3 protein-coding genes are annotated in these 13,611 nt (G+C 76.5%); all 3 read right to left on the minus strand.

Going from position 1 to position 13,611, the window contains the following annotated elements; all coding sequences use genetic code 11:
• Window positions 1–60 precede the first annotated feature (60 nt).
• The 3 genes from ACQPYA_RS13255 to ACQPYA_RS13265 are packed head-to-tail and all read right to left on the minus strand — an operon-like array spanning window position 61 to window position 13,428.
• Window positions 61–4,578, minus strand: coding sequence for an amino acid adenylation domain-containing protein (locus ACQPYA_RS13255; protein WP_433532879.1), 4,518 nt, complete (start codon window positions 4,576–4,578; stop codon window positions 61–63).
• The gene (locus tag ACQPYA_RS13260; protein WP_433532880.1) at window positions 4,575–12,368 is read right to left on the minus strand and encodes an SDR family NAD(P)-dependent oxidoreductase; all 7,794 of its coding nucleotides are present in this window, start codon (window positions 12,366–12,368) and stop codon (window positions 4,575–4,577) included. Before ACQPYA_RS13260 ends, ACQPYA_RS13255 begins: the two co-directional genes overlap by 4 nt.
• Before the next feature lie 52 nt (window positions 12,369–12,420).
• Window positions 12,421–13,428 carry a lysostaphin resistance A-like protein gene (locus ACQPYA_RS13265; RefSeq protein WP_433532881.1) on the minus strand — a complete coding sequence of 336 codons (1,008 nt, stop codon included), beginning with the start codon at window positions 13,426–13,428 and terminating at the stop codon, window positions 12,421–12,423.
• Window positions 13,429–13,611: the final 183 nt, after the last annotated feature.

Below are 13,611 nucleotides of genomic sequence, written 5' to 3' on the forward strand. Positions count from 1 at the left end.
GGTCAGCTCCTACCTGGTCAGTCCCTACCGGTAGGCGCTGGCCGGTCAGCACCTACCGGATCAGGTGCGGGCCGGCAGGTCAGCGGGCAGGTCCGGTTCGAGCAAATGATGCAGCAGGTGCAGCGGCGCGGCGGTGATCCCGGCGTCGTCCACCGCCCGCGCGTACGCCGCCGCGGTCGAATCCTCCACCAGCCCGTGCACCAGCGGCAGCTCCGGGACGGCCGCCCACAGCAGCGACTCCAGCCGGCAGGAGGCGATCGTCCCGGGCAGCCCGAGGGCGGCCCCGGAGAGGGCCGCCGGTGCCGGTGGCAGCTCCGCCGGGACGTGACGCCGGGTCGGGCCGACGTGCAGCAGCCCACCGCCGGTCACCAGGACGTCGCGGTCCCGGCGCATCCGGGCCAGGGCCCGCCCGGTGTCCAACGCGGGCGGGAACGAGTCGTCCACCACGATCGTTCCCGGTGCCAGCCGGTCGACCTCGACCGGCTCGGTGGCCGCGCTCGTGGCCGCGATGATCACCTCCGCCGCGTAGCCGGCCGGGGCGAGCCCCGGTGCCGACGGGCACACCTCGATGTCACCGACGAAGCCGTCCGCCCGCAGCCGGGTGGCGTGCTCGACCAGTCGGGGCGCGGCGGCCGGGACGTCGCAGAGCACCAGCCGGGCGGGCGGGCGCTCCGCCCGGGCCAGCAGCAACCGCAGCGACGAGAACCCGATCGAACCGAGACCGACCACGGCCAGGCTGCGGCCGGCGAGGCAGCGACCGGTGGCGGCCAGCGCGGCCTCCACCGTGCGGACGACCGAGACGACGGTGACCGCGTGGCCGGTGGTCACCGCGACCCCGCTGCGGGTACGCCGCAGCACGCCGAGCCCGTAGCCGGTGCGGGCGGGAATCATGCCGGCCAGCGACACGCATCGTGCGCCGAGGCTGGCGGCCAGGTCGACCGCCTCGCCGGCCTCGCTGGCCAGGGCGTCCCCGGCGGCGGTCAGCTCGTCGGCGAACCGGGGCAGGCAGACGAAACCGGAGACGCCGAGCGGGCTGGTCAACTCCTCCAGCAGCCGTGGGCGGCCGTCGGGAAAGAGCAGGTCGCGTACCTGCTCCCGGGGCAGGCTCCCGGCGGGCAACCCGGCGATCGCGGCGAGTTGCGCCGGGGGCGGCAGGTAACCGACGATCGCCGCCGCCAACCCGGTCTCCCGGGTCGGCCCGGCCGTCGTCGCCCGCACGGTCCCCTCCAGCGGGGTCGACCGCGCCGAGACCGTGCCGCTGTCGGCCACGGCGGCGACCGAGACCGTGCCGGTGGCCGTGGAGGCGTCGTCGGTGGCGGTGGCCGAGCTGGCGGTGGCCGGGTGGGCGGCGGCTGCGGCGGTGAGGTCGGTGCGCAGCCACTCCGCGAGCCGGCCCAGTTCGGCCGGGGTGACCGTGTCGGGGGAGCCGCGCAGGGTGATCCGGAGCCCGTCCGGTCCGGGGCGCGCGGTCAGGAACAGGTCGGTGCCGAGTGGGGGCGGCGTCAGTTCGCTCTCCTCGTCCCAGTCGAGGCCGAGCCGGCCCGCCTCGGCGCCGACCGCGTCGACGGTCGCGGGCGTCGGGACGCCGAGTGTGGCGAAGTCCAGGAAGCTGAAGAAGAACTGGGCGCCGACGGGGGCGCCGCCCGGCCCGGTGGGCACGGCCGCCGCGATCGACGGCGGGTCGTCGTACCGCCGGGCGGCGGTGACCTCGGCCGCGACCCGGGCGAGCTGTTCGGCGAAGCCGGCCGACCCGTCCCCGTTCAGGCGCAACGGCAGCATCGCCGCGCAGGGGCCGAAGATCCGGTGCAGGTCCGGCAGCGGATGGTCCCGACCCGTCAGGGCCAGGCCGACCACCAGGTCGTCCTGGCCGGTGTGGCGGGCCACCGCCCGGTGGTACGCGGTCAGCACCGGGGCGTACAGCGTGGTCGCGGCGTCGGCGGCCAGCCGGCGCAGTCCGCTGACCGCGGCCGGGTCCAGGGTGAAGCCGCACACCGCCGCGACCTCCGCCGCCGGTGCACCGCTGGCCGCCGGCGGACCACTGGTCTTCGGCGCACCGCTCGGGCCCGGCCGGTCGGGGCGGGCGCGCAGCGCCGGCGGCCGGTACGGCGAGTCGAACCGGCCGCTCCACCAGGTGTGGGCGCTCGGGTCGGGCGGGCCGCCGGCGCGGCGGGCCAGCAGCGCGACGTACTCCCGGAAGTGGGTGCGCAGCGGGGGCAGGTCGGCGGGGAGGTCCGCTGCCAGCCGGTGGTAGACCGCCAACAGCTCCTGGCCGAGCAGGGCGGCGCTGTATCCGTCGCCGATCAGATGGTGGGCGTGTACCAGCAGGACATGGTCGTCGGGGGCGATCGCCAGCAGCCGCAGCCGCAGCAGCGGCCACGCCCACGGCTCGAAGGGCCGGCGGCGTTCCTCGGCGACCCGGCCGGCCAGCTCGGCTGGGCCGGCCAGCGCCTCGTGGTCGACCGGCAGCCGCAGCGACGGCGGCAGCTCCTGCTGGACCGGGGGACGGGCCCCGGCCGGGAAGACGGTGCGCAGCATCGGGTGCCGGGCCACCAGCAGGTCGACGGCGCGTTGGAAGACCTCGCGGCGCAGCCGGCCGCGCAGGCGTAGCCGGGCCAGCCAGGCCGTGCCGGCACCCGGGGCGACGGCGTCGGCGAGCAGGAAGCCGCGCTGGGTGGCCGTCACCGGGAACGGCCCACCCGGTCCATCCGGCGTCGCCGGGCCGGCGACGCCGGCCGTGGCTCGGGCATCGGGCTCGGCGCTGCCTTGCGCGTCGGCGGCGGCGTCGATCGCGGCGGCGAGTTCGCGCAGCGTACGGTGCTGGTAGATGACCGTCGGACGCGGTGTCGCCGGGAACCGCTCCTGTGCCCGGGCGAAGACCTCCAGCACCAGGATGGAGTCGCCGCCGAGGGCGAAGAAGTCGTCGTCGGGGGCGATCGCCGGCAGTTCGAGCAACTCGCGCCAGATCCGGGCCAGTTCCCTCTCGGTGCCGGTGCCGGTGCCGGTGCCGGAACCCGAACCGGTGGCGGTGCCGGAACCGGTGCGGTGAGCGTCGGAGTCGGTGGCGGCTGGGACAGCCGGACCGGTCACGGCCGGGAGGCGTTGCGGGCCGGGGGCGGCGGCGAAACCGCCGTGCGAACGCAGCCGATCCCGGTCGACCTTGCCGGTGGGGGTCAGCGGCAGGCTCTCCAGCAGGTGGATCCGGGCCGGGACGAGCTGCTCCGGCAGGCGCTCGGCGAGGTACCCCCGCAACTGCGCCACGGTCGGCCCGCCCTGCGGTGCGGGCACGACGAAGGCGTGCAGTCGTGGGTGCGGCTCGCCCTGGTACAGCACCACCGCGCCGGCCACCTCCGGATGGCTGCGCAGCACCGCCTCGATCTCGCCGGGCTCCAGCCGGTACCCGTGGATCTTCACCTGGTCGTCGAGGCGGCCGAGGAACTCCAGGGTGCCGTCCGGGGTGACCCGGCCCCGGTCACCGCTGCGGTAGTACCGCTCGCCACCGTGATGCCCGAAGGCGGCGGCGGTCAGCTCGGGCTCACCCAGGTAGCCGGGGGTGATGCCGACGCCTCCGAGGTGCAGCTCACCGGCCACTCCGGGCGGGCAGGGGCGGCCATCGGGGTCGACCACCCGTACCCGTGCCCCGCCGACCGGCCGGCCGATCGGCAGCCGGCGCAGCGTATCGTCGGGTCGACTGTCGATCAGGTGCCAGGTGGCGTTGATCGTCGCCTCGGTGGGGCCGTACAGGTTGGTGATCCGGCAGCCGTCGCCGAAGAGGTCGAACCAGCGTCGGACCGGCACCGGCGACAGCTCCTCCCCGCCGACGTGCACCCAGCGCAGGGCGCTGAGGTCCGGTGATACGCCGTGGCGCGCCGCCCGTTCCTCGGCGGCCCGCAGGATCCGCTCCCACAGGGTGGGCACCGAACTCCACACCGTGAGCCGGTCCCGTTCCAGCCGGGCCAGCAGCTCCTGCGGGTCGCGCAGCACCGACCGGGGGAAGGTGACCACGGTGGCCCCGACCAGCAGCGGTGCCAGGATCTGCCGGACCGAGGCGTCGAAGCAGATCGACGAGGTCTGGGCCAGCCGGTCACCGGGCCGGTAGCCGAAGGTGTCGATCGCCCAGTCGAGGTAGTTCACCATCGACCGGTGGGTGATCGGCACCCCCTTCGGCCGCCCTGTCGACCCCGACGTGAAGATCACGTACGCGGTGTCCTCCGGCGCGGGAGCGATGGCCGGTACCCCGGTCGGCGCCTCGGGTGCCTCCGCCCCGAGCCGGACCGGCCGGACCGTGCCGGTGAGCCGGGCCATGGCGCCCGCCGAGTCCTCGTCGTGCAGCACCACCTCGACCCCGGCGCGGAGCAGCTGCCCGTCGAGGCGGACCGGGGGGTGGGCGGCGTCCAGCGGCACCCAGGCGGCTCCGGCGCGCAGGATCCCGACCAGCGCGACGACCGACTCCGGGCCGGGCGCGGTGAGCAACCCGACGCGCTGGCCGGGGCGCACCCCGCCGGCGGTGAGCTGCGCCGCCACCCGGTCGGCGGCCCGGTCCAGGTCCCGGTAGGTCAGGGTCCGGTTGCCGTCGGTCACGGCCGCCGCGTCCGGGGTACGCCGGCAGGCCGCCCGGATCCGCCCGGTGACGTCGTCGACGTCGGCCGCCGGCCGGACGGAGCCGGCGACGTCCTCCCCTGCCGTAGGCCGGCGGGCGCCGCCGGCCCGCTGCGGGCGGCACCCGCGACCCCCCGGTCGCCGGGGCCGGTACGCCGCCCGGCGGCGAGGTCGACCAGTTCCCGGTGGTGCTCGGCGGCGAGCCGGGCCACCGTCGCGCGCCGGAACAGCCGCAGCGGGAAGTTCCAGGACAGCCGTAGCGTCGTCCCCGACTCCCAGCAGAGCAGGCTGAGCTGGGTGGCGGCGGAACCGGAACCGGCGGCCGTCGGAGCGACCGTCACCGGGCAGTCGGGGTCGGCGGTGACCGGGAACCGGGCGAAGCTGAACCCGGCCGGGCTGGCGGTGCGCGGACCGTCTCCGGTCGGGCGCAGCAGCCGGGCCAGGTCGATACTGGACACCGAGCCGTGTCGCTGCGCGGCCGTCCAGGACTCCCGCAGCCGGTCGGCGAGCCGGCCGGCCGGCTCGGCCGGATCCACCTCGACCAGCAGCGGCAGCGTGTCGGCGAAGGGGCCGACGATCCGCTCGATCCCGGGCAGCCGGGCGTCGCGGCCGGCCCGCGCCACGCTCACCGGCACCCGCCGTTGCCCGCTCCACCGGGCCAGGCACCGCAGGTACCCGGCGAGAAGCAGGTGGAACAGGGAGACGCCGGCCTCGGCGGCCCGTGCTCGCAACCCGGCGACCAGCGCATCGTCGAGTTCGTCCAGGTGCGTCACGCAGGGCGGGGTGGGCATCCCGGCCGGGTCACCGTCGTACGGCAGCCGCAGCGTCCACCCCGGATCGTCCAGCGTCCGACGCCAGTAGGCCAGATCGGCGTCGGTGGGCGGGGCGACATCGAGGGCGTACCGGCCGAACCCCGGAGCGGCGGGCGGGAGGGCGGGGACGCGGCCCCGCGCCAGCGCGGTGTAGCCGGCCCAGAGCTGCTCGCTGAGCAGGTTGAGGCTGAACCCGTCCCCGGCCGCGTGGTGCAGCACCAGCAGCAGGTGGGACCGGTCGGCGTGCTCCCGGACGAGGATCGCCCGCAGCGCCGGTTGCCGGGTCAGGTCGACCGGGGTGTTGCAGAGTCGTTCCTCCAGCTCGCCGAGCGGCCCGGTGAGCGGCTGAACCTGGTAGGAGATCGCGGCGGCATCCGCAGCCGAGGTCGAGGGGAGGACCACCTGGCGCGGCGCGCCGGCCGTCGGGACGAACCGGACCCGCAGCATCGGATGGTGGGCGGCGAGGTCGCCCAGCACCCGGCCGAGCAGGTCCGCGTCGAGCGGCCCGGTGACGGTCTGCCGCACGAAGGCGTAGCTGGCCACGGTCGGGTGCAGCCGCTCGTTGACGTGCCATGCCCGCTGCACGGCGGTCAGCGGGAACGGCTCCCCGTCGGCGACAGCCTCCGAGAGCCCCGCCGACGGCCCCGCCATCACCGGCGCTGCCGGCGCGGACCCGTCGTCCGGTGCCAGCGTCGGTACCGGCCCGTCCTGCGGAGGCGGCGTCGGTGCGGGCGCGTCGCCCGGTGGTGTCGCGGGCGGCGCGGCACCGGACTCCGCCAGGTGACCGGCCAGCGCGGCGACGGTGGTGTACTCGAAGAACAGGGTCACCGGCAGCTGTCGGCCGAGTTCGTCCTCCAACCGTTTGACCAGGTCCACCGCGGCCAGCGAGTCCAGCCCGAGGGTGAGGAACGAGACGTCGTCGGCGATCTCCTCGCCCGGCCGGTGCAGCGGCTCGGCGAGCAGCCGGCGCAGCAAGCGGGACAGCTCCTCCACCCCGGGCCGCCCCGGCCCCGGCTGCCCGCCGGTCGGCGCGGTGACCAGGCCGGCAGCCGGGCGGGTGGCCAGGCCGGCGGGCGGTGCGGTGGTCGTGGCGGTGGCCAGGCTGGCGGGGGGCGCGGTGGCCAGGCCGGCGAGCCGTGCGGTGGTCGCGGCGGTGGTCGCCGGAGCTGACTGTAGGTCCGCGACGACCAGGTGGGCGGCGTCGACATCCCGGGCCGCCTGTAGGGCCCGTAGCGCGGCCCGCACCGTCAACGCGCCGGCCGCGCCACGACCGGCGGCGGCCCCGAGGCCGCTTCGGGCGGCCATGCCGGCGTCGGTGATCGGGGCGAAGCCGACCGCCTGGGCGGGCCGGCCGGCAGCCCGCTGGGCGGCGGCGAAGGCGTCGAGGAAGGCGTTGGCCGCCGCGTAGTCGCCGACCGCCCCGGCCAGGCCGGGCAGCACCGCGCTGACCGACGAGAAGCCGACCAACGCCGCCCGGTCGTGGCCGTGCCGGCGCAACGCCTCGGCCAGCAGGTGGCTGCCGCGCACCTTGGGGGCCAGCACCGCGAGGATCTCCGGGACGGATTTCGCCGCCAGGGCGCCGATCCGTACCGTCCCGGCGGCGTGCCAGACGGTCTCCACCCGGGACACCCCGGCGAGCAGCGCGTCGACGTCGGCCGGCACGGTCACGTCGCAACGCTGGTACGTCGCGCGGGCACCCGCCGCGGTCAACTCGGCCAGCAGGCCGTCCGGGGCCTGGTCCGACCGCCCGGCCAGCAACAGGGTGGCGCGGCCCCGACCGGCGAGGGTACGAGCCAACTCGGCACCGACCCCACCACCGCCTCCGACGATCACGTGCACCCCGTCGACCCGCCCGGCCGACACCTCGCCGGCCCGGTCGACGGGGCCGCCCGGCCGGTCGGGGTGGCCGCCCGGCCCGCCGTCACGAGCGTCGGGCCGGCCGTCGGGGGCGGTGGGGCCCGCTGTCGGGACCAGGTGCCGCCCGAGCCGACGCCCGGCCCGCCAGGCCACCCCGGTCAACGCGGACCCGTCGGCGCGTGGGCCGCCCTCCGGCGCGGCGTTGTCGGCGCGGAAGGCGGACAACTCCCGGCACACGGACTCCACCCGGAGCGCGACATCGTCCATACTGGACATATCGATCACCCGGACGGGCAGGTCGGGGCGTTCGTCGGCCAGCGCCCAGCACAGCCCGGTCAACACCGCCTGGCCCGGCCGGGGCCGCTCCGGCGCCCCGGTGCCCTGGACGTCCTTGGTGCCCTGGACGTCCTCGGTGAGCACCAGCAGCCGGCCGAGCTGCCGGACCGGCTCGTCGAGCAGGGCACGCACCGCCTGGACCTGCCCGGCCACGGCGGCGTCGAGGGCGGCCACGTCCGGCGGGTCGACCGCCGGCCCGGCCAGCCACACGGTCACCTCCGGTGGCGCGAGGTCGACCGGCACGGTCGACACCGTGACGTCCCGGCCGTCGCGCGTGACGCCCGGGCCGTCGAGGGTGACGTCCCGGCCGGTGAGCGTGGCGGCGAGCCGTACGGCAAGGTCGCTGCCGAGGCCGGGACCGCGCAGCCGTACCCGGGCCGGCAGTGCACCGGTGCCCACCGGCGCGTCCCGCCAGGCGACCCGGTGCAGCGGCAGGGCTGCCCGCCACGGCGGCGACGGCGGGTACGACCGCCGCTCGAACGGGTACGTCGGCACGGGCACCCGCCGACGGCCGGCGTAGAGGGCGGCCCGGTCCAGCGGTCCACCCAGGGTCCAGAGCCGTCCCACCGCCGCCAGCAGCGCCCCGGCGGTGCCCAGCGCCGTCAGCACCCGTACCGGATCGGGGCAGGTCCCGTCGGTGGCCCGCACCGCGGCGCGGAGCTGGCGGCCCACCCCCAGGTCGATGACGGTGTCGTACCCGTCCTGGCGCAACCGCCGCAGCGCCGCGGGCAACTCCGGCCCGGCCGGTCGCACGGTCGCACCGGCCCGCCGGACGGCCTCGGCCGGGTCCAGCTCGCCGCGGACGGCGGTCACCGCGAGGTCACCGACGCCGTACCCGAGCAGGGTGTCCGGCACCACTCCCCAGGCGGCGAGCTGACCGGCGAGGGCGAATCCGACCGCGACCGCCACCTGCCCCGCGACCTGCGGATCCGGTGTCGAGCCGGTCAGGCACCAGGAGAGCAGCGGACGCCCCGCCACCGGCGCACCGGCGGCGGCGACCAGCAGGTCCCGGAAGACCGGCAGCCGGTCGTACAGGTCGCGCACGGCCACCGGCGGCAGCGCCGCGCCGTCCTCCGGGAAGACGAACACGCTCCGGGGCCGCCGGCCGATCGGCTCGTCGCCGAGGGTGTCGGCGGCGGCGTCGAGCCGATCGGCCAGGTCCCCGTCGGCGACCACGGCCAGCCGGTACGGGGCATCGTCACGGGCCGTGCCGGCGCTCGCGCAGACGTCGGCCTCGGGGAGTCCCGGCTGGGCGCGCAGGTGTGCGGCGAGTTTCCGGGCCGCGGCGCGCAGCGCTGACGCCGAGTGCGCGCTGAGCGTGGCCAGCGGGTATCCGGGCGGGTCCGGGACACCCGCGGGCGGCTGGGCCGGGGCCTCCCGCAGGATCGCGTGCGCGTTCGTCCCGCCGAAACCGAAACCGTTCACCCCGGCGATCAGCGGCCCGGACGCGGTCCACGGCCGCCCCTCGGTGACCACCGCGAAGCCGGCTCTGCCGAGGTCGAAGCGGGTGGCCGGCCGGGCGTGGTGCAGGGACGGCGGCAGGTGCCGGTGCCGCAGCGACAGCACCACCTTGACCAGCGCGGGCAGCCCGGCCGAGTTGAGCAGGTGGCCGAGGTTGGTCTTCACCGAGCCCAGCCCGCGCGGCACCCCGTCGGGAGGGGACGGGTATGCCGCGGCCAGCGACCGGACCTCCACCGGGTCGCCGAGCGCGGTGCCGGTGCCGTGGGCCTCCACGTACGACACCTCCGCCGGGTCGACTCCCGCCTCCCGGTACGCCCGCGCGATCACCTCCCACTGCCGGTGCGGGTTCGGGGCGAGCAGGCTCAGCGAGCGCCCGTCGTTGCCGACGGCCGTCCCGGCGACCACGGCCAGCACCGGTTCCCCGTCGGCGTACGCGTCGGCGGCCCGGCGGAGCACCAGCGCCGCGCCGCCCTCGCCGGGGACGAAACCGTCGGCGTCGGCGTCGAAGGCCCGGCAACGCCCGGTGGGGGAGAGCGCCTCGGCGGCGTCGAGCATCCGATACCCGGTTTCGGTGAGGTTGAGATTCACCCCGCCGACCACCGCGACGTCACACTCCCCGGCGGCCAGGCTGCGGGCGGCCAGGTGCAGCGCGACCAGCGCCGACGAGCACGCGGTGTCCACCGCCACCGCCGGCCCGGTCAAATCCAGCGCCTGCGCCAACCGGGCCGGTACGAGGTTTCGCAGGTTCCCGACCAGCATCGCCGCCCCGCCGCTCGCCCCGCCGGCCGCCAGCAGTTCGGGGTACGCGCTCTCGCCGACGGCGGCGAAGACACCGACCCGGTGGCCATGCCGGCGCGGTCCGGCGTACCCGGCGCGTTCCAGGGCCTCGTACCCGATCTCCAGGAAAAGCCGGGCGTGCGGGTCGGTGAGCCGGGCCTCCTGCTCGGTGAGCCCGAAGAACCCGGCGTCGAAGAGCATCGGGTCGTCGAGGAAGGAGCCCCACCGCGCGGCGTCCCCCGACGGGGTCCACCGGCGCGCGGGTACGGCCTCGACGGCGTCCACACCGTCGACCAGCCGTCGCCAGAACTCCTCCGGGGTGTCGGCACCGGGGAACCGGCAGGCCACCCCGATCACCGCGACGGTCGCCGACCCGCCGCCGTCGCCGTCACCGACCGGGTCACCAGCCGGCCGGTTGACGGGCGTGGCCGACAACCGCCCGGCCGGTGCCGCGACGATGGCGGGCTGGTCGCCGGGTGCCGCGACGATGGCCCACCGGTCGGCGAGCGCGACGGTGGCCAGCCGGTCGGCGAGCGCCGCGACGGTGGCGCAGTCCCGTAGGTCCGCCGGGTTCAGGGTGACGCCCAGGGCATCCTCCAGCTCGGCGAGCACCTCCATCGCCTTCAGCGACGACCCGCCGATGGCCAGGAACCGGTCGTGCGGGCCGATCGTGGCGGGCGGCCGGTCCAGCACGCGGGCCCAGACCCGCCGGATCAGCCCTTCGAGGTCCCGCCGGGACCGCCCGTGGCCGGCGGGCGGCAGCCGACGGAGAGCGGCCGCCGCACCCTGGACCGGGCCGCTCCCGGCCGGGAGGTGGTCTGCCGGTTCACTCTCGTCCGGCGCACTGCCGGCCGGGGTGCTCTCGGCCGGGGCGCGCCAGCGCCGTTCCCGGTCGGCGAAGTCGCCGGCCAGGTACCGGTCGCGCATCCGGCGTCGGCGCAGCTTTCCGCTGGTGGTCCGGGCGAACGCGCCGGGCGGCAGCGGCAGCACCCGGACCTCGTCGTGGCCGCAGGCCTCGGCCACCCGGGACCGGACGGCGGCGAGGACCCCGGCCGCGTCGGCCGGCGGGCGGGCCCACGGCACGAACACCACGATCTTTTCGCCACCGGTGTCCGGGTCGCTGACGCCGACCACCGCGGCCAGGTCGTGCGGCAGGCCGGGGGTGGCAACCGCCACCGACTCCAGGTCCGAGGCGTGGAAGGTCCGGCCGTTGACGAAGACCACGTCCTTGGCCCGCCCGGTGACACAGAGCCGCCCGTCGCGCAGGAAACCCAGGTCGCCGGTACGCAGCCAACCGGCCACGAAGGTGTCCTGGCTGGCCTGCGGCGCCCGGTGGTAGCCGCGGGCCACGTTCGGGCCGCTCACCTCGATCTGGCCGATGCGCTGCTCGGCCAGCGGCCGGCCGTCCTCGTCGACGACGCGTACCGCGCAGCCGGCCACCGGGTGGCCCAGGTCCATCATCTCGACCGCGTGCGGGCCGGGGCGCGTCGGCACCGCCCGGCCCCGGCTCAACTCGGCCCGGTCCAGCACCAGGGGGGCGGCCACCTCGCCGGGCGGGGGGAAGGTCACCGCGAGGGTCGCCTCGGCGAGCCCGTAGACCGGCCGCAGGGCGGCCGGGTCGAGCTTTGCCGGGCGGGTGTGTGCCAGGAAGGACCGCCACACCGCCGCCGAGATCGGCTCGGCCCCCACCACCACACACCGCACCTGGCCCAGATCGAGCCCGGCGAGAGTCTCGGCCGGCACCCGGCGGACCGCCAGGGCCAGCGCGAAGTTCGCCGCCGACAGCAGGGTGGCCCGGTGCCGGTGGGCGGTGGTGAACCAGATCGCCGGCCGTTTGGCGAACGTCAGCGGACTGATGCGTACCTGCTTGAGTCCGATCGCGAGCGGGGTCAGGTGGGTGCCGATCAACCCCATGTCGTGGAAGTACGGCATCCAGGTGACCAGGACGTCGTCCGGGCCCGCGCCGCTGGCCAACCTGCCCTGTTCCAGGTTGGCCAGCACGTTGTCGTGGGTCAGTTCGACCCCGCGGGGCGCGCCGGTGCTGCCGGAGGAGAACTGTAGGAAGGCGAGGTCATCCCCGGCCGGCGTCGGCAGGTCCTCCGGCGGGGTCCCGGCGCGCAACTCGGCCAGCCGCAGCACCGGCGCGGGCAGCCCCTCCGCCGCCGCAGCGGTGGCGTCGTCGGTGACCACCACGGCGTCGGCGAGCAGCTCCCGGACCGCCCGTACCCGGTTCGGCTCCGGCGGCAGCGGCACCGGCACCAGTCCGGCGGCGAGCGCGCCCCAGAACATCGGCTGGAAGTCGTCTCCGGCGTCGGCGAGCAGGAGCACGGGCGTGCCCGTCGCCACCCCGGCGGCACGGTAGCCGCCGGCCACCCGCAGCGACTCGTCCCGCAACTGCCGGAAACTGACCGTACGCTCGCTGCCGTCCTCCCGGACGTGCACGATGACCTGGTCAGGCGTTCGGGCGGCAGCGTCGAGGAGGACGTCGAGCAGACCCCGGCGGGCGCCAGGCCCGGTCGCAATCGACACAGCAGGATGGTAGTGGTTCATGATCTCCGTTCGGAATTCGGCTCGATGACGCTCAGGCCGCAACGGTGACCGCCAGCCGCCGCCGGGCCGCCAGCCGATCCACCACCAGCGCGTACGCGGTCACCACGACCAGGTCCACGGCGAGCAGCTGCCAGGGCGCGTCCGCAGCGGTGGCCTCGCTGGCCAGCTCCCCGGTGGCCGCCGCAATGCCCAACGCGACCAGGTTGTTGACCACGTGCAGCCCGATCGCCGCCTCCAGCCCGCCGGTGCGTACCGTCAGCCAGCCGGTCACCAGCCCGAACAGCACCAGGTCGGCGAAGCCCCATCGGGTGCCCCAGCCGTGCGCCGCGGCGAAGATCAGCGCCTGCGGCACGATCGCGATCCACGGGTTGCGCAGGTACGCCCCGGCCGCCTGAAGCAGCCAGCCCCGGCACACGTACTCCTCGGCCGCGGCCTGGAAGGGCACCAACGCCAGCAGTACCGCCATGCTGATCGCGAAGGTCCGGACGCCGACCCATCCGGACTCCTCGGTACCCGGGGTGGACCACTCGCCGGTGGCGGCGAGCAGGCCGATGAAGCCGCCCATCATCAGCGCGACCGTCGGCACCGCCAACAGGAGGCAGCGGACGAGCCAGCGCCAGCGCAGCCGACCGGTCACCGAGGAGACGGTGCCGGCCGGACGGGCCTGCGCCCACCGCGCGGCGAGCAGCACCACCGGGATCATCGCCGCCAACGAGACCAGCAGGAACCCGGTGTCGGCGATCGGGCCGAAGCTCGGCAGGCCGTCCGGTCCCTCCGGCTGCCCGGTCAGCTCCGCCGCGGTCAGCCACGGCGCCGCGAGCAGCACCATCAGGAAAGCGCCCCCCACCAGCACCAGCAGGGTGCCGACCAGCGGACGCCACCAGCGGTACGCGGGATTGCGGGCGAGCCGGTGGTACGCGGTCCCGGCCGGCGCCGGCTGGATCCGGCCCGGCCGGGTCGCCCCGGCCGGCGGGTACGGATACGGCGGCGCGGTGGGCGGCGGGTCGGCCGGACGGGGGCCGCTGGGCGGGATCGTCATGCTCCCAGGCTGCCGGTGGCCGGCGTCCACCGCGTCGCCCGCCGGCACGATCCGGCCCTATACCTCAGGTTGTGCATCCGGCCCGGCGTCCACGACGAACCGCCTACGGCGGTGAGCCGGAGTCTCCGAGTGAGGTCCGGGAACGTCGGTTGCCGGCTGCTGTTGCGTGGGTTGAGGCAGAGC

The organism is Micromonospora sp. CA-263727 (assembly GCF_050942455.1).
GTDB lineage: Bacteria > Actinomycetota > Actinomycetes > Mycobacteriales > Micromonosporaceae > Micromonospora.